Raw genomic sequence first — 17,532 nt, 5'->3', positions numbered from 1 at the left:
GCTGCCGGCGGCACGGCCGGCCGCAGCTCCGACCGTCGAGCCGCGGCCGGTGGGGCTGCCGGCACCGCGTCCGGCAAGGACGACCGCGGGTCCCGGCGGCGCACGCCCTCCGGCGGGGCCGCGGGCAGCGCGGCCGGCACGGGCGGTCGCGGCTCCGGCCGCCGGGGTGGCCGCCGCACCACAGCCACCTGAGCGCACCACCGGAAGTACGACGACACGCCGTCCGCCGACTGCGGCACCGCCGTGGCCGGCCGCGCAGTTGCCCGCGCCCCTCCAGGGCGCGATGAGGCGCGGGCTCACTGGGGTGGGCCCCGCGACGTACCCAGCCCGAAAGACCGCGGCACCGCCGTGGCCGGCCGCGCAGTTCCCCGCGCCCCTCCAGGGCGCGATGAGGCGCGGGCTCACTGGGTGGGCGCCGTGAGGTGCGCAGTGCGAAAGGCCGCGGCACCGCCGTGGCTGAGCATGCAGCGCCCCTTCAGGGCGCGATGAGGCGCGGGCCGGCTAAGCACACGCCGCGGCGTACCCAGCCCGAAAGACTGCGGCACCGCCGTGGCGCTGGTCGCGCAGTTCCCCGCGCCCCTCCAGGGCGCGATGAGGCGCGGGCTCACTGGGGTGGGCCCCGCGACGTAGCCAGCCCGAAAACCGCGGCACCGCCGTGGCTGAGCGCGCAGCGCCCCTTCAGGGCGCGATGAGGTGCGGGACCGCTGAATGCACGCCGCGAGGAGTGCCCCGTCAGGGGCGCGGGGAACTGCGCGGTCAGCCCCCACCGGGCCGCGCCCGGAATTCGGCCGGACGCCCCCTCCTAGGCCCCTCCGGCGAACGGCCCGGGCAGTTCCCCCGAGCCGCGGCGGATCAGGCGGGTCGGCATGACCACCGTGCGCGGTGGGGAGACGTCGCCGTGGATGCGGGCGAACAGCAGGTGGGCCGCGCTGGTCGCGAGGGCCACCGGGTCCTGGGCGATCACCGTGACGGGTGGGGTCAGCCGGGCGGCGAGCGCGAAGTCGTCGAAGGCGACGAAGGCGAGGTCGCCGGGGGCCGCGGTCAGGGCGCCGAAGGCGAGCAGTTCGTTGCCGGCGAGGAGGGCCGTCGGCGGGTCGGGCAGCGAAAGCATTCCGGTGACGGCCGCGGCCGCCTCGGGCCCGGTGCGCACGGCGTCCCTGAGCAGCGCCGGGTCGGCGGCGATGCCCGCGGCCGCCAGCGCCGCGAGGTAGCCCCGCCGGCGTTCGCCGAACGTCCAGATCTTCGGTGTGTCGCCCAGGTAGCCGATCCTGCGGTGGCCGTGTGCCACCAGCTGCTCCACGGCCTCCCGCACCGCGCCGAAGTTGTCGACCACCACGGCGTCCACGTCCAGGCCCGGCGCCGCCCGGTCCACGCAGACGATCTTCGTGCCCTGCGCCTGCGCAGGACGCAGGAAGCGGTGGCTGCCCGCGGCCGGGGTGAGGATCAGGCCGTCGACGCGGCGGGCGGTGAACGCGGCGATCACCTCGCGTTCGCGGCGCAGGTCGGCGCGGCTGGAGCCGATGAGCATGATGCTGCCGCGCTGCCGGGCGACGTCCTCGGCGGCGGAGGCGACCGCGGCCATGAAGGGATCGGTCACGTCGTCGACCAACAGGCCGATGATCTGGCTCAGTTCATGGGTGCGGCGTAACTGGCGTGCCACGTCGTCGCGTTGGTAGCCGAGCTTGCGGACCGCGGCCTCCACCCGCGCGGCGGTCCGCGGGGCGACGGCCGAATCGCCGTTGACGACGCGGGACACCGTCATCGTGCTGACGCCCGCTTCCGCGGCAACGTCCTTCATGGTCGGCCGGGTGGCTGCCACGCCACGTCCTCCAGCTGCGTCACGTTTGAGCGTCGACTCGTTAACGTTACCAACTCGCACGCGTATCAACGCCCTTGCAAACAGCGGGAGATGAGGCGCGACCAACACGCCCGGCGAGCGGGTGCACCACCCTTGACACCCCGCTGTGGGCGCCCCAAGAATCAGCCAAGCTGTTAACGATACCAACCAGAAGGCACAACATGGCCTCTGCAAGGGAACCACTGCTCACGGCACATGGGGTGGTCAAGCGTTTCGGCCACGTCCAGGCGCTCTCGGGCGCCGATTTCACGGCATACCCCGGCGAGGTCGTCGCCCTCATCGGTGACAACGGCGCCGGCAAGTCCACTCTGGTGAACGTCCTGTCGGGCGTCCTCGCCCCCGACGCCGGCGAGGTCCGCCTGGACGGTACGCCGGTGCGGTTCTCCGGTCCGATGGACGCCCAGCGGCAGGGCGTGGAGACGGTGTACCAGGACCTGTCGCTCGCGCCCGATCTCGACGCGGCGGCCAATCTCTATCTCGGCCGGGAGATCGTGCGCGGGGGGCTGCTCGGGCGCCTCGGCGTGCTCGACCGGCCCGCGATGCGCCGGGAGGCGGTCAAGGCCTTCGCCGAACTCGGCGTGGAGCTGAAGGATGTGACGGCCGCTGTGACAACGTTGTCCGGCGGACAGCGGCAGTCCGTCGCGGTGGCCCGTGCCGTCGCCTTCGCCCACAAGGTCATCTTCATGGACGAGCCGACCGCCGCGCTGGGCGTCGTCCAGCGCGCCCGGGTCCTGGAGACCGTCCGCCGGGTCGCCGACCAAGGCATCTGCGTCGTACTGATCAGCCACAACATGCCCGAGGTGCTGTCGGTCGCGGACCGGGTGGAGGTGCTGAGGCTGGGCCGGCGGGTCGCGTCGTACACCGCCGCCGACACGACGATCGAGGAGCTGGTCGGGGCGATGACCGGCTCGCTGGACGGGGCGAACGGGACCCGGGAGAACGGGACCGGGAAAGCGGAGGGCGCACGATGACGGCGCAGAGCGAGAAGGCCCCGGCGGCCGTGGGCGGCCGGTCCGCGCTGCCCGACTGGGTGCGCCGCGCGGCAACCCTCAACGAACTGTGGACCTTCGTCATCCTCGTGGCGCTGGTCCTGTTCTTCACGATCGCGGCGCCGGGCAAGTTCTTCACCACGTACGACATCACCCAGATCGCCGTGAACGCGGCCATCTACCTGGTGCTCGGCGTCGGCATGACGTTCGTGATCATCACGGCGGGCATCGACCTGTCGATCGGGTCGGTGCTGGTGCTGGCCGCGGTGGCGGCGGGTGAGTACAACATCCATCACGGCGGGGCGACTTCGGGCTGGGGCACGGTTGCGATCTGTGTCGTCATCGCGCTGGCCGTGGGCACCGCGTGGGGCGCGCTGCAGGGCGCGGTGGTGGCGACCGGCAAGGTGCCGCCGCTGATCGTGACGCTGGGCGGGCTCGGCGCGGCGCTGGGGATCGCCGAACTCGCCACCGGCGGCCAGGACCCGGCCGGGGCGGCCTCCACGCATCTCCAGAACAGCCTCGGTTTCGGCAAGGTGGCCGGCATCCCGTGGATGGTGATCCTGGCGGCCGTGGTGACCGCGGTCTTCGGCGCGGTGCTGGCCGGCACCCGGTTCGGCGAGCACACCCTCGCGATCGGGTCGAACCCGACCGCGGTCCGCCGGGCGGGCATTCCGGTGGGTCGGCAACTGGTCAAGGTCTACGGGCTGATGGGGCTGCTGGCCGGGCTCGGCGCGGTGATGTGGCTGGCCTCGTACGGCACGACGTCGATCGCCGGGCACTCGACCGACAACCTCAAGGTGATCACGGCGGTGGTCCTCGGCGGCACCAGCCTGTTCGGCGGGCGGGGTTCGGTGCTGGGCACGGTGATCGGTGTGTTCATCCCGGCGGTGCTGACCACCGGGCTGATCGTGATCGGCGTCCAGCAGTACTGGCAGGACGTGGCGGTGGGCGTGGTGCTGGTCGTGGCCGTCTACGTCGACCAGCTGCGCAGGAAGACCCGGGAACGCGCATGACTAGGGAGGATTCTGTGATGAGGAACGTTCGCAGCAGGCGCCGGTTGCTGGTCGCGGTGGGCACGGTCCTGGCCCTCGGCGCGGGGGCCGCGGCCTGTGGCTCGTCCGACGACGGTGGCGGCTCGGGGGGTTCGGGCAGCGCCAAGGGCAAGAAGGTCCGCCTGATCACCGGAGTGAAGAGCGACCCCTTCTACATCACCATGACCTGTGCCGCACAGGCGGAGGCCAAGGCCAAGGGAATGGACTTCACGGCCGACGGCTCCGCGCAGTGGGACGTGTCGGTGCAGCGGCCGCTGCTCGACTCGGTGGCCGCCTCCCGGCCCGACGGGCTGCTGATCTCGCCGGTCGACACCAGCGCACTGACGCCGTCGCTCAAGCAGATCCAGTCGGCGGGCACCAAGGTGGCGCTGGTGGACACGACGGTGACCGACACCTCGGTCGGCATCACCCGGATCTCGTCCGACAACGAGAAGGGCGGCCGGGTCGCCGCCGACGCGCTGGCCAAGCTGATGAAGGAGAAGGGCTCGGTCATCGTCATCAGTGTCAAGCCCGGTGTCTCCACCACCGACGCGCGGATCAAGGGCTTCACCGAGGAGATGGCCAAGTACCCGGGCATCAAGGTGCTGCCCACCCTCTACGACAACGACCTGCCGGCCACCGCGGCCTCCCAGATCCAGTCGACGCTCGCCGCGCACCCGGACCTCGGCGGGGTGTTCGCGGGCAACACCAACACCGGTCAGGGCATCGCCACCGGTCTGAAGCAGGCCGGCAAGGAGGGCGCGGTGAAGGTGGCCGCGTTCGACGCCGAGCCCGACGAGATAGCCTCCCTGAAGGCGGGCACGCTGCAGGTGCTGGTCGCCCAGGACCCGGCGGCGATCGGCCGGCAGGCGGTGGACCAGCTCGCGGACGCCTTCGAGGGCAAGTCGGTCAGCAAGTCGATCGGCACGAACATGGTGGCCATCACCAAGGACAACATGAACGAGCCGTCGGTCAGCAAGTACTTCTACAAGTCGCAGTGCTGAGCGGGAGTTCGCAGGACCCGATCTGACGAGTCATCAGCGGCCGGGCGGACCCGCCCTCTCGGGTCCTCCGGCCGCCGGTCGTGCGGGCGGCCCTGCTCAGTTCAGCGAGCAGGACGCGCCGTTCAGCGTGAAGGCGTACGGCGCGGAGTTGCTGCCGTTCCAGGTGCCGAGGAAGCCGAAGGACAGGGTGCCGTTCGCGGAGACCGACTGGTTGTAGTCGGCGGCGTCGGCGGTGACCTTGCCGCCGTCCTGGCTGACGGTCGCGTCCCACATCTGGGTGACCTTCTGGCCGTCCCGGAAGGACCACTGGACCCGCCAGCCGGTCAGGGCCTGGGTGGTGGTGACGGTGACGGTGGACTGGAAGCCGTCGGTCCACTGGTTGACCAGGTCGTAGGAGACCTGGCAGGCGGCCGCCGCGTGGCCGGTGGGACTGGCGGAGGCGGTGCCGTGGTGGCCGGTGCCCGCCGTGGCCGAGGAGGTGCCCTGGGGCTCCGGGTCGGGGTTCTTGTGGCCCGGCTTCCCGGTGGTGGCCGAGGAGGAGGAGGCCGCGGAGGCGGACGCGGTGTGCGTCGCGGTCGGGTCGGCCGACGGGACGACGGCGGTGGGGTCGGCGACGGGCTGACGGTCGTCGTGCGAGGCGGTGGCGGTGTCGTCGCCGGAGCCGCCGCCCATCGGCATCATCGACACGCCGAGCGCCACCAGTGAGATCAGCACCGCCGCGCCGAGCAGGCCGTGCCGCACCACCTTGCCGCGCCCGCCGCTCTCCTTGGGGTCGCCGCCATCGGTGTCGGGGGTGGCGGCGGGGCGGCCCGCGCCGAGCCGTACCTCGGCGGCGCGCCGGCGGCGCTCCAGGTAGGCGAGACCGCCCCAGCCGATGACCCCGCCGGCGAGCGCCGCCGGCAGCCCGCCGCCGTGCAGCCGCAGGCAGGCGGCGGCCTCGGCGCACTGCACACAGGTGGCGAGGTGGCGGGAGAGGTCGTCGGGCGTGTCGGCCGCCGAGGAGCGGGTGACCGCGTCGAGGAGCCGGGCGTAGCTGCGGCACTCGGCTTCCATCGGCGTGTCGAGATGGGCGCGGTGGCAGCGGTCGCGGAAGAGTCCGCACACCTGCTCCAGCTCCTGGCCGACGACGGACGGGTCGAGACCGAGCCGGCGCGCCACGGAGGAGAGCGGCAGCGCCTCCACCTCGGACAGCCACAGCAGCGAGGCGTCCGCCTCCTGCATGTCGCGCAGGCCGCGCAGCGCGACGGGCCGCTGCAACGGCGGACCCGTGTAGCGCGTCGCCTTCTCGGAGTTGAGCCACAGCCTGAGGTCCGGGTCGAGCTTGTGGCCCAGCCCGCCGGCCTCCCAGGTGGCGGCCGTGTTGCGCACGGCGGTGAGCAGCAGCGGGATCATCGGAAGCCGGGCGGCGCGCCGTCCGGAGCCGCGGACCGGCGCGAAGTCCGCCTCACGGGCCTCACGCATGCCGAGCGTGAAGGCCTCGGTGGCCAGCTGATTGGCCGTCAGAGAGCCGGACGTGCACAGGTCGGCGTAGGAGAGCACCGCGTCCCAGCATTCGGAGAACAGCGCTGCCTCGGCGGCGTCCTGAGGGGTCGGCAGGTCGGGCATGGGTCTCCTGCATCCAAAGCGAGGTCAACTCACCGTATCGGCAACGGAGTTGGGGGGAACCTCACGGCAGGCCCAGAGTTTTTCACGTCCCCTGCACAACTGACAAGCGGCATATTCAAATCCGGTTACCGGTGGTCGTGCCACGGAATCTCCCCGTCACACCCTTACCACCGGCCCCCGGTATCACGTCAACCGCTGTGCCGGCCGCCCGGAGAACACCTTCGTGTCCGCCGTGTCCCACAACTCCGGCCTCTAGTACGGACTGCGACCGCGTTTCGACTCACCGTTCCCGTAGGTCACTTGCGCCCGCCCGGCCGAGCCCCGGGCCGCCCTCGGCGTCACACCTGCGCCGGCGCCTCCGCGGGCAGGCTGTCCATGAAGGAACTGACGGAGAAGACCGCGCGGCCGGGTCCGGGCGGGCCGTAGCCGGGGGGCGAGGAGAGGCCGAAGTCCTCCATCGTCTGCCGGTAGGCCTGCAGCAGCCGGATGTGGTACTCCAGCGGGGCGCCCTGGGGGTTGGCCTTGCCGAGCGGGGTGGTCGGCTCCGGGCACCAGGTGGTGAAGCGCGGCGTGATGCCGTGCGACATGAAGAAGCGGAGCCCCTCGGTGGTGGACGCGATCGCCTCGTCGACGGTCTTGAACCCGAACGGCTCGGCCATCTCCACGCCGGCCACGAAGTTGGGGATCACGTTGCGCGCGCCGAAGATCTCGGCGGAGTCCAGGATCCGCCTGTGCCACTCGTCCCGGCCGACGTACCGCTCCTTGCCCGGGCAGTACATCTTGAACAGGTACTCGTCCCACACCTCGTAGTTGGGGTGGTAGATCTGCACGCCGTAGTCCTTGAACCGCTGCACGTCGTCCCGCGGCAGCGCCTGGGCCACGACCTTGCCGATCCACCGGCCCGGGAACCGCTCCTCGATGGCCTTGGCGTAGTGGCCGTAGAAGTCGGCCTCGTCGCGTCCGGAGACGGTCTTGGTGATCGCGCCGCCGGTCAGCGTGTAGGCGGTGGACGTCCCGGCGGTGTCGTACCGGTCGATGATCTCCAGGGCTTCGAGGACCTCCTCGACGTCCTTCACACCCGTGTACGGCCGCCCGGCCGCCTTGTGCTGGCGCCAGTTGTGGTTGATGTCGCAGTACTGGCACTCCTCCTTGGCGCCGAAGTACTGGCAGACCCGGAAGACGGTGAGGTAGATCAGGTAGCCCCACTGGATGGTCGGGGCGACCTCCATCACGGACTTCCCGTTGGCGAGCTTGTGCCGGTAGTACTCGGGCATGGGCGGCACCCCGACGTCGGCGATCCGCTTCCCGTCGAGGTAGAGCCCGAGCATGCCCTCCTCGTCCGCGGCCACCCGGTACGGGGAGGCCGGGTTCACCCGCACGGACACCACGGTCCGCCGCAGGTCGTACGGCCCGCCGGTGAGGATGATCTCCTCCGGCGGCCGGCGCAGCGCGGCCTCGCCCAGCTCGGGCAGGGTGCCGTGGTCGAAGGAGAAGATGAAGTACGACTTCGGCTTGACCTCGCCGCTCTCGTTGTCGCTCAGCGCGGACGGGTCGAAGGCCACACCGCCCCTGAGCAGGTCCTCCTTGAAGACGGCTTCCCTTGGTACGTGCGGGAACCTCTCCATCAGATCCTCGACCAGCGCGGTACGGCTGCCCATCCGTGTCTCCTCCCGGCTCAGGCGTTCAGCTCCTCACGGTATGCCCCCGCCCCGCGGTCAGCCGTGCCGGGTCCCCTCTCTGCGCGCGATGTGTCCCGGTACGGGGGTGTTCGGGGGCAGTGCGGGATCCGGCACCGGTGTGCCCCAGGCCGAGGTCAGGGGCAGGACGCCGGCCCACAGCCCCAGCTTTGCGTCCGGTCCGTCGCCGTCCTCCGGAGCCCCGGTGCGGATCTTGACGGAGGCCTCTGCCAGGGAGAGGACGAGCACAGTGGTGGCGGCCAGTTCCCTGCGGTTCGGCAGCCGGGCGTACGACCACTGGCCGGGGGCCGTGTGTTCGGTGAGGAGGCGCAGGCCCGTCAGTTTCTCCTCGGGGTCGATCACCCTGCGGGCGGTGCCGTGGATCACCGCGCTGCGGTAGTTGACGCCGTGCTCGAAGACGGACCGGGCCAGGACCAGGCCGTCGACGTGCGTGACCGTGACGCACACCGGGGTCCCGCCCGCGAGGGTGCGGCTGGCGACCGAGCCGTGCAGGTACAGCCGCCGCTCGTCCCGCCCGTACACCGTCGGCACGACCAGCGGGCGCCCCTCGACCACCACCCCCAGATGACAGACGAAGCCCGCGTCGAGAATCGCCTCCAGATCGGCCCGGTCGAGGCTGCCCTGCTCGCGGAGCCGGCGGTGGCGGGTGAGGTCGGTCGCCGGGAGGCGCGGGGGCAGCGGGTCCGGGGTCATGTCCGCACGCTACCGATATCGCGGCACGATGACCACACTGTTGACGATTGCAGCCATCGACCCCGCACAAGACAACGAAATCCGCAGGCCTGCCTCCGCCCACACCGGCCGCTCAGCCGTCGGCGGCCCGCCGTGTCGACTCCCGGAGCACCACGTGCGTCCCCAGCACCAGGTGCTGCCCGTCCGGCAACTCGTCGCGGTGCAGGGCGAGGCGGACGGCGGCGCGGCCCAGTTCCTCCTGGGGCACGTGGACCGTGGTGAGCGTCGGGTGGACGTCCCGGGCGACCGGGATGTCGTCGTAGCCGGCCACGGCGACGTCGTCGGGGATGCGGCGGCCCGACTCCCGCAGGGCCTGGATCACGCCGGTGGCGATCATGTCGGTGGCCGCGAAGATCGCGGTGAAATCGCGTCCGGAGGCGAGGAGTTCACGGGTGGCCTGGTAGCCGTAGGAGCGGGAGAAGACGCCGTCGAGGACGAGGCCGGGGTCCGGGGCGAGGCCGAGGAGTTCGTGGGCGCGGGTGAAACCGGCGACGCGCTGGGCGCTGGTGGACAGGCCGGGGACCCGGCCGAGGTAGGCGATGCGCCGGTGGCCGCCGGAGAGGAGGTGGCCGGTGAGGGCGAAGGCGCCCCCCTCGTTGTCGTAGTCGACGACCGTGGCCGGGACGCCGGGGCCGAGCGGCGGGCGGCCGACCAGGACCAGCCGGGAGCCGGACCGGTCCAGGGCGTGCGCGAAGTGGGTCATGCGGTCGTGGTACGCCTTGTCGTCGAGAGCGCCGCCCACCACGATCACCGCGTCGGCCCGCTGCTCCCGCATGGTCTCCACGACGGCGAGGATGCGGCGCGGGTCGCCGTGCGTGGTGCACAGCATGCACAGCCGGCCCTCCGCCGAGGCCTGCTCCTCGACCCCGCGGGCGATGTGCGCGTAGAAGGGGCCGGTGACGTCGTCGACGACGAAGGCGACCGTGTTGTTGGTGGCGCCGCCGAGGGCGCGGGCGTGCGCGTTGACCACGTAGTCCAGCTCGCGCATGGCCTTCAGGACCTTGGCGCGGGTGGCGGCGGCCACCGGGTAGGTGCCGCCGAGGACCCGGGAGACGGTCGACGCGGAGACCCCGGCCCGCGCGGCCACGTCCCGTACCGTCGAGGCGTCCCCGTTCGGCGCCGGCTGCGTCCGCTTCGCCACCGCTCGGCTCCCCTTCGTCATGTGTTCAGGTCACCCTACGAGACGGCCGGGGGCACCCGGCGGACGGCCCGTCACGCGGCCCGCTCGAGGACCGACTGGTCGATGGCGTGCAGCAGACCGGCACCGGTCAGCAGCCGGCCGGCCTCCTCCACGACGGTGAGGCCGAGCCGTGCCACCTCGTTGCCCTGCGAGCCGGCCGGGTGCGGGGTGAGGAAGGCGTTGGGGAGGTCGAACAGGGGGGAGTCGGCGGGCAGCGGCTCCGGGTCGGTCACGTCGAGGATCGCGGTCAGGCGGCCGGTGCGCAGCTCCCCGATCAGCGCGTCGTGGTCGAGGAGGGCGCCGCGCGCGGTGTTGACCAGCACCGATCCGTCCGGCATCAGGGCGAGTTCGCGGGCGCCGAGGAGATGCCGGGTCTCCGGGGTCTGGGGGGCGTGCACGGTGACGATGTCCGAGGTGCGCAGCAGCTCGTCGAGGGGCAGCAGGGGGACGCCGAGCCGGGCGGCCTCCGCCTCGTCCACGTAGGGGTCGGCGAGGGCGGCCGACAGGTCGTGAGGGCGCAGGAGTTCGATGAGGCGGCGGCCGATGCGGGAGGCGCCGACGATGCCGACCCGGCGGTGGAAGTTGCCGATGCCGGGGACGATGTCGCCGTACGGGAAGGTGCGGCGGGTGCGCAGCAGGTCGCGGAAGGCGAAGACGTCCTTCCGGGCGAGCAGGATCATCGCGAGGGTGTACTCGGCGACCGGCAGCGCGTTGGCGGCGGCGGCCGAGGAGACGACGATGCCGCGCCGCCACACCTCGGGCGTGGTGAAGCCCTTGACCGAGCCGGCCGCGCGCAGCACCGCGCGCAGTTTCGGCGCGGCGTCCAGGGCGGCCGCGTCCAGGACCGGGCAGCCCCAGCCGGTGACCAGCACCTCGGTGCGGGCGAGCGTCTCCCGTACCCCGGGGTCGGTGAAGTCGTGCACCACCAGAGTGGGATCGATTTCTACGTACTCGCGCAGTTGCGCCAGTACCTCCGGTGGGAAGACGTGCGGCACGTTCTGGGCTGTCATGGCGAACACTGCCTGGGGACGCTCGGGCGAGGAAGTGACCTTCCGGCTCGGTGACGCACGGAGAGCAACCGGTCTCTACCGGAGGTCTCGGCGAATGAGAGGGTCAATGGACAGGCACTCCCCGGAGGGGCCCGACACTCCTCGAAGGGGCGGCCGGCACTCTCCGGCGAACGACAGGGATGGGACGGCAGAGATGACGGATCCGGCGCAGACGGTCACCAACTGGGCGCGCAACATCACGTACACCGCGAAGGAGTTCCACCGCCCGCACTCGCTCGACGCGCTCCGGTCGCTGGTGGCCCGGAGCGCGCGGGTACGGGTGCTGGGCAGCGGGCACTCCTTCAACCGCATCGCCGATCCGGGCCCGGAGGGCGTGCTGGTCTCGATCGCCGGGCTGCCGCCCGTGATCGAGGTGGACACGGCGGCCCGCACGGTCCGGGTCGCGGGCGGGGTGCGGTACGCCGAGCTGGCCCGCGCGGTCCATGCGCACGGCCTCGCGCTGCCCAACATGGCCTCGCTGCCGCACATCTCGGTGGCCGGCTCGGTCGCCACCGGCACCCATGGCTCGGGCGTGGCCAACGGATCGCTCGCGGCGCCGGTGCGGGAGGTGGAGCTGGTCCTCGCCGACGGCTCGACGGCGAGGGTCGCGCGGGGCGGGGCGGGGTTCGAGGGGGCGGTGACCTCGCTGGGGGCGCTGGGGGCCGTCACCGCGCTCACCCTGGACCTGGAGGCGGCATATGACATGGCGCAGACTGTGTACACCGAGCTGCCGCTGGACGGCCTCGACTTCCCGGCGGTGACCGGCGCCGCCTACAGCGTCAGCCTGTTCACCGACTGGCGGGAGCCGGGCTTCCGGCAGGTGTGGGTGAAGCGGCGCACCGACCGGCCGGCCGTCGACTTCGGGTGGGCCGCGCCCGCGACCGAGGCGATGCACCCGGTGCCGGGCATGCCGGCCGCCAACTGCACCCAGCAGTTCGGGGTGCCGGGGCCCTGGCACGAGCGGCTGCCGCACTTCCGGGCGGAGTTCACCCCGAGCAGCGGCGACGAGCTCCAGTCCGAGTACCTGCTGCCGAGGGCAGCGGCCCTCGACGCGCTGCACGCCGTCGACGCCGTCCGGCGGACGGTCTCCCCCGTCCTGCAGACCTGCGAGGTGCGGACCGTCGCCGCCGATCCGCAGTGGCTCAGCCCCGCCCACGGCCGTGACTCGGTCGCCCTGCACTTCACCTGGGTGGACGACCTGGCGGCCGTCCTGCCCGCGGTGCGCGGGCTGGAGGAGGCGCTGGAGCCGTTCGACCCGCGGCCGCACTGGGGCAAGGTCTTCGCCGCTGCGGCGGCGGACGTGCGGAGGCGCTATCCGCACCTGGGCGACTTCCGCGCCCTCGCCCGGGACCTGGACCCCGACGGGAAGTTCACGAACCCCTTCGTGGCGGATCTCCTGCATGACTGACCGGCTTAATCAAACCCTTAACGTAACGCCTTGTCGAAAGCGCTTCCCAGGCCATAGCCTTGCGCCGCGTGAAGCACACATCACGTGACATCCGCACCGCGAACCGCTACGAGGTACTGCGGCACATCATCGCCGAGTCTCCCACCTCCCGGCAGGAACTGGCGGCCGTCACCGGGCTGAGCCTGGCCACGGTCGCCACCCTCGTCGGGGAGCTGCTGGAGCTGCGGATGATCACGGAGGTCGGCTTCGAGGACTCGGCCGGCGGCCGCCCCCGGGGCCTCGTCGCCGTCAACGCCTCGGGCGGCGCGCTGATCGGCGTCGACATAGCGGAGACGTACGTCCACGTCGAGCTCTTCGACCTCGCTCTGAACGTGCTGGCCCGCGCCGAGGAGGACATGCGCACCGGCGAGGACCGGCCGGAGCAGGTGGTGGTCCAGGTGGCCGCGGCGGTCGGCGCGGTGGTGGCGCAGGCCGGGATCGAGGGCGCGCGGGTGCTGGGCGTCGGGGTGAGCGTGCCGGGCCAGGTGGACCGGGCCACCGGCATCGCCGAGTACGCGCCCAACTGGGACTGGCACGACGTGCCGTTGCTGGACCTCCTCGCCGAACACATCGCCTACCCCCTCTACCTGGACAACCCGCTGCGGGCGTGTGCGGTGGCCGAGCAGTGGTTCGGGGCGGCGCGCGGCCGCGGGGACACCGTGGTGGTGAACCTCGGGACCGGGGTCGGCGCCGGGCTCGCGCTCGGCGGCGGACTGCACCGGGGCGTCAGCAACAGCGCCGGGGAGTGGGGGCACACGACGCTCGTCCTGGACGGGCGGCCGTGCCACTGCGGCAACCACGGCTGCGTCGAGACGTACGTGGGCGCGCCCGGGATCATGCTGAACCTGCGGGAGCGCAGCCCGCAGAGCCCGCTGCTGCACCCGGAGGACCAGACGGCCACCGTGGGCGCGCTGGCCCGGGGCCTGGCGGACGGTGATCCGGTCGCCGTCGAGGTCGTACGGGACACGGCCCGTTACATCGGCGCCGGGATCGCCAACCTGGTCAATCTGCTCAACCCCGAGCTGGTCGTGCTCAGCAGCTGGGTGGCCCGCCGGCTCGGGGAGCCACTGCTGGCGGAGGTGCGCGAGGCCGTCCGGCGGCACGCGCTCGGGCGGCCGTTCGCCGCCACCGAGATCGTCCTCTCCCCCATCCCCACCGACCCGGTCTGCCTGGGCGCGGCCACGTTCGCGCTGGAGGGCGCGCTGCGCTCGGTGGGCCTGCGCAGCGGCGGACGCCCGGGCCGGACCGCGCCCGCGGCCCGCTGACCGCTCCCGTCTCTCCGGCGTCGACGCGGTCCGCCCGGCCGTGGCCGACGCCGTCCCGGTGATCGAACAGTCCAAATCGCGGCTCCATTAATCCATTGCCGGGCCCCTCGGCGCTCTGCGAACGTCGTGTCGTATCCGCGGCCGGTCGGCCTCTCAAGCCGACCGGCCGTATGTCTGTCGTGCACGGAACGAGGGAGTACCCAGCGTGCCCGGAACCATCGAGGTCCGCGGTCTGTCCCGCACCTTCCACACCACCGTCCGGCGCCCGGGTTTCGCAGGCGCCCTGCGATCCCTGGTCAACCCCGAACGCGTCGAGAAGCACGCGGTCTCCGACATCACCTTCGACGTCGCCCCGGGCGAGCTCCTCGCGCTGCTCGGCCCGAACGGCGCGGGCAAGTCGACCACCATCAAGATGCTCACCGGGATCCTCACCCCGACCTCCGGCGAGGCCCGGGTCGCGGGCGTGGTGCCGTACCGGGAACGGGAACGCAACGCCCGCAACATCGGTGCGGTGTTCGGGCAGCGGACCCAGCTGTGGTGGGACCTGCCGGTGCGGGAGTCGTTCGCGATCCTGCGCGACATCTACGAGGTGCCGAAGGCCGAGCACGCGGCACGCCTGCGGGAGTTCGACGACCTGCTCGAACTCTCCGCCTTCTGGGACACCCGGGTCCGGCACCTCTCGCTCGGCCAGCGGGTGCGCTGCGACCTGGCCGCCGCCCTGCTGCACGATCCCCCGGTCGTCTTCCTGGACGAACCGACCATCGGCATGGACGTGGTGGTGAAGGAGCAGGTCCGCGAGTTCCTGCGGTACCAGGTGGCCGAGCGCGGCCGTACGGTGCTGCTCACCACGCACGACATGACCGAGGTCGAGCGGCTCGCCGAGCGGGTGGTGCTGGTCAACCACGGGCGGCTGGTGCTCGACGGCTCGCTGGACGAGATGCGGCGCCGGTTCGGCTCCACCTGGCAGGTGCGGGCGACGCTCGCCGACGCCCACACCCCGGTCGTCCCGCTGCCCGGCATCACCCTGGTACGCCGGGAGGGGCCGCAGATGGTGTTCGGCCCGGACGGTCCGGCCGCGCCCACGGTCCACGAGGCGCTGAAGCTGGTCATCGAGCGGTACGAGGTGACGGGCGTGGCGGTGGACGAGGCGGACCTGGAGGACGTCATGCGGGCGGCCTACGCGCAGGCGAAGGCCGAGGCGGTCTGAGATGGCCCTCCTGTACGCCTGGCGCGCCGCCCGGGTCACCCCGCTCGGCGAGCTGTACACCCCGCCCCGGATGACCGGGGTCCTGCTGCGGCTGACCGTGCAGGTGGTGCTGGTCGCGTCGCTGTGGCGGGGCCTGTACGCCCAGTCGGGCACGACCGCGGGCCTGGACCGCGGCCAGGCCGTGACCTACGCGGTGCTGGCCGTGCTCGCCTCCCGGCTGCGGGAGCTGGACCAGTACGCGGGCCGGGACTCGGTCATGCAGCACATGCACTTCGGCACGATCGTCTACTGGTACCTGCGCCCGCTGCCGCCCCAGCGCTACCACGCGCTGCGCGCGGTCGGCGAGCAACTGTACGGGCTGACCTGGGCGCTGGCGGGATACGCGGTCTGCCTGGCCGTCGGGGTGGTGGACCCGCCGCGGTCGGCCGCGGCGGCGGCGGTGTTCGCGCTCAGCCTGCTGCTCGGCCAGCTGGTCCTCTACTACGTCATGCTCCTCATCGACCAGTTCTGCTTCTGGACGCTGCGCAACAGCGCGGCGATGCTGATCCTTGTCTTCGCGCAGAACCTGCTGTCCGGGGTGTACGCGCCGCTGTGGTTCTTCCCGCACTGGTTCGTCACGCTCAGCTCCTTCCTGCCCTTCCAGGCGACCCTGAGCGTGCCGCTGTCGCTGTACGTGGGCCGCATCCCGCTGTCGGACGCCGGTTTCCAGCTCGGCGTCCAGGCCGGCTGGGTCGTGACGCTGCATCTCTTCACCCGTTTCGTGTGGCGGCGCGCCGCCCGCCGTGTCATCTCCCAGGGAGGCTGAGGCCGTGAACGCCGTCCGGATCGCCTGGCGCATCACGCGCCTCAACTTCCGCGCGCAGCTGGAGTACCGCACCGAGTTCCTGATGATGATCGCGATCGGCGCGGTCTGGCAGGTGTCGGTGATCGTGTTCGCGACCGTGCTGCTCACCCGGTTCACCGGGATGGGCGGCTGGGACAGCTCGGACGTCCTGCTCATCCCGGCGACGCGGATGCTGGCGCACGGTCTGTTCGTCCTGCTTCTGGGCCGGGTGCACGGGGTGGGCCGGTACATCCAGGAAGGCAGGATCGACGCCTACCTGCTGCGCCCGCTGCCCGTGCACCGGCAGGTGCAGCTGGAGTACTTCCCCACCAACGCCATCGGCGACCTGACCGTGGCCGCAGGCCTGATGGCGGGTGCGCTCGGCCGCAGCCACCTCGACTGGACGGCGGGCCGGGTCTCGTACCTGATCGCGGCGGTCCTGGGCGGGATGCTGCTGGAGGCGGCCCTGTTCACGGTGGTGGCCTGCGCCTCGCTGCGCTACCCGGCCGCCGACTACTGGAGCCGCTGGCTGGAGGAGCTCCTCGGCACCTTCGGCAGCTACCCGCTGAACGTGCTGCCCCGGGCGGTCGGCGGGCTGCTCACCTACGGCCTTCCGCTCGCCTTCGTCGCCTACCTTCCGGCCGCGGTCCTCACCGGCCACGGCCACTCCACCGTGGTCCCCTACTGGCTGGCGGCGGGCTCGCCCCTGGTCGGCCTGCTGCTCTACCTGGCCTCGCGGGGGCTGTGGCGGTGGGCGCTCGGGCACTACACGGGGGTGAACGGCTGACCGTCCGCGCCCGTGCCAGGTGCGCCCCACAACGCGCCGTCCGCGCCTGCTGGTGACGGGCCGTCGACGCCCTGCACACCGCACTCGACAACCGGCCTCGCAAGGAGCCCGACCACCATGACTGACCTGCACTACGACGTCACCGGCAGCGGACCCGTCCTGCTGATCATTCCGGGCGGCGCCGGCCATCCGATGGGCCTGGGCCCGCTGACGGAGCACCTCGCGGAGCACTTCACGGTCGTGACGTACGACCCGCTGGGCCTCGCCCACGGCCACCTCGGGGACCCGGTCGCCGACCAGACCGTACGGGACTGGAGCGAGGGCGCGCACCGGGTGCTGGCCGAGGTGCTGACGGACGGCGAACGGGCGTACGTCTTCGGCACCAGCGCCGGCGCGATCACCGCCCTCGACCTGCTGGCCCGCCACCCGGACCGGCTCCGGCACGTCATCGCGCACGAGCCGCCGTGCGTCACCCTGCTGCCGGACGGCGAACGGCTGCGCACCGAGCTCGTCGAGCAGCTCGACGCCGCCCGCCCGGCCCCCGGGACCCCGATGGCCGTCTTCCTCGCCCACGTCCTGCGCCCCTTCACCGCCTACCGCCCGCCGGCCGCCCTGCCCCGCCTCACGATCGCGGCCGGCATCGACTCGAAGGGCCTGCTCCTGCACCGCACGGCGGAGTTCGCCGCCGAGCACACCGGCGCGGCCTTCACGGAGTTCCCCGGCGGCCACCTCGGCGTCCTCGAGGACCCGGCCGGGTTCGCCGACCGGGTCGGGGAGACCCTGCTCGGGACGGCTGGAACGCCGTGACGGCGCAGGCGTGATGAGTTCGCCACCGGCTGCTACCTGAGCCGCAAACAC

General features: G+C 72.4%; 15 protein-coding genes and 1 pseudogene. 10 read left to right on the top strand and 6 right to left on the bottom strand.

What is annotated here, in order from left to right; all coding sequences use genetic code 11:
* A pseudogene (locus tag JF597_RS38190) lies at window positions 1-192 on the top strand (DEAD/DEAH box helicase); the annotation flags it as partial.
* 610 nt (window positions 193-802) lie between these two features.
* On the opposite strand, the gene JF597_RS38185 reads toward JF597_RS38190, so the two are convergent.
* Window positions 803-1,819, bottom strand: a complete 1,017-nt coding sequence (locus tag JF597_RS38185) for a LacI family DNA-binding transcriptional regulator (RefSeq protein ID WP_366916502.1) — start codon at window positions 1,817-1,819, stop codon at window positions 803-805.
* Between the two features lie 200 nt (window positions 1,820-2,019).
* Between JF597_RS38185 and JF597_RS38180 the strand changes: the two genes are divergently transcribed.
* The 3 genes from JF597_RS38180 to JF597_RS38170 are packed head-to-tail and all read left to right on the top strand — an operon-like array spanning window position 2,020 to window position 4,882.
* On the top strand, window positions 2,020-2,829 hold the full coding sequence (locus JF597_RS38180; RefSeq protein ID WP_294006852.1) for an ATP-binding cassette domain-containing protein: 810 nt from the start codon (window positions 2,020-2,022) through the stop codon (window positions 2,827-2,829).
* The gene (locus JF597_RS38175) at window positions 2,826-3,860 is read left to right on the top strand and encodes an ABC transporter permease (RefSeq protein ID WP_294006849.1); all 1,035 of its coding nucleotides are present in this window, start codon (window positions 2,826-2,828) and stop codon (window positions 3,858-3,860) included. The genes JF597_RS38180 and JF597_RS38175 overlap by 4 nt, the downstream gene beginning before the upstream one ends.
* Before the next feature lie 17 nt (window positions 3,861-3,877).
* The gene (locus tag JF597_RS38170) at window positions 3,878-4,882 is read left to right on the top strand and encodes an ABC transporter substrate-binding protein (RefSeq protein ID WP_294006846.1); all 1,005 of its coding nucleotides are present in this window, start codon (window positions 3,878-3,880) and stop codon (window positions 4,880-4,882) included.
* Window positions 4,883-4,978: 96 nt separating this feature from the next.
* On the opposite strand, the gene JF597_RS38165 is transcribed toward JF597_RS38170, so the two are convergent.
* From JF597_RS38165 to JF597_RS38145, 5 genes are all read right to left on the bottom strand, one after another.
* Window positions 4,979-6,487 carry a cellulose-binding domain-containing protein gene (locus tag JF597_RS38165; RefSeq protein WP_294006843.1) on the bottom strand — a complete coding sequence of 503 codons (1,509 nt, stop codon included), beginning with the start codon at window positions 6,485-6,487 and terminating at the stop codon, window positions 4,979-4,981.
* A gap of 338 nt (window positions 6,488-6,825) precedes the next feature.
* A complete protein-coding gene (locus tag JF597_RS38160; protein WP_294006840.1) occupies window positions 6,826-8,145 on the bottom strand; it encodes a radical SAM protein in 1,320 nt (439 codons plus the stop codon).
* A gap of 57 nt (window positions 8,146-8,202) precedes the next feature.
* On the bottom strand, window positions 8,203-8,877 hold the full coding sequence (locus JF597_RS38155) for a pyridoxamine 5'-phosphate oxidase family protein (RefSeq protein ID WP_294006837.1): 675 nt from the start codon (window positions 8,875-8,877) through the stop codon (window positions 8,203-8,205).
* A 112-nt stretch (window positions 8,878-8,989) separates the two neighbouring features.
* A complete protein-coding gene (locus tag JF597_RS38150; protein WP_294006834.1) occupies window positions 8,990-10,057 on the bottom strand; it encodes a LacI family DNA-binding transcriptional regulator in 1,068 nt (355 codons plus the stop codon).
* Window positions 10,058-10,128: 71 nt separating this feature from the next.
* Complete coding sequence (locus tag JF597_RS38145; RefSeq protein WP_294006831.1) at window positions 10,129-11,106, bottom strand: hydroxyacid dehydrogenase; 978 nt, start codon at window positions 11,104-11,106, stop codon at window positions 10,129-10,131.
* Window positions 11,107-11,299: 193 nt separating this feature from the next.
* Here JF597_RS38145 and JF597_RS38140 point away from each other — a divergent pair, with 193 nt between their 5' ends.
* The 6 genes from JF597_RS38140 to JF597_RS38115 all read left to right on the top strand — a co-directional run bounded on the left by JF597_RS38140 (window position 11,300) and on the right by JF597_RS38115 (window position 17,481).
* A complete protein-coding gene (locus JF597_RS38140) occupies window positions 11,300-12,553 on the top strand; it encodes an FAD-binding protein (RefSeq protein ID WP_294006828.1) in 1,254 nt (417 codons plus the stop codon).
* A 68-nt stretch (window positions 12,554-12,621) separates the two neighbouring features.
* Window positions 12,622-13,857: an ROK family transcriptional regulator gene (locus JF597_RS38135; protein WP_294006825.1), complete on the top strand. Its 1,236-nt coding sequence runs from the start codon at window positions 12,622-12,624 to the stop codon at window positions 13,855-13,857.
* A gap of 205 nt (window positions 13,858-14,062) precedes the next feature.
* Entirely contained in the window at window positions 14,063-15,064 is a 1,002-nt protein-coding gene (locus JF597_RS38130; RefSeq protein WP_294006822.1) for an ATP-binding cassette domain-containing protein, read from the top strand.
* A 1-nt stretch (window position 15,065) separates the two neighbouring features.
* A complete protein-coding gene (locus JF597_RS38125) occupies window positions 15,066-15,869 on the top strand; it encodes an ABC-2 family transporter protein (RefSeq protein ID WP_294006819.1) in 804 nt (267 codons plus the stop codon).
* A 4-nt stretch (window positions 15,870-15,873) separates the two neighbouring features.
* Window positions 15,874-16,674, top strand: coding sequence for an ABC-2 family transporter protein (locus tag JF597_RS38120; protein ID WP_294006816.1), 801 nt, complete (start codon window positions 15,874-15,876; stop codon window positions 16,672-16,674).
* Between the two features lie 117 nt (window positions 16,675-16,791).
* Window positions 16,792-17,481, top strand: a complete 690-nt coding sequence (locus JF597_RS38115; RefSeq protein WP_294006813.1) for an alpha/beta fold hydrolase — start codon at window positions 16,792-16,794, stop codon at window positions 17,479-17,481.
* Window positions 17,482-17,532: the final 51 nt, after the last annotated feature.

It is taken from the genome of Streptomyces sp., assembly GCF_019510245.1.
In the GTDB taxonomy this organism is placed as follows: domain Bacteria; phylum Actinomycetota; class Actinomycetes; order Streptomycetales; family Streptomycetaceae; genus Streptomyces.
This window is presented reverse-complemented; position numbering and strand designations above follow the sequence as displayed.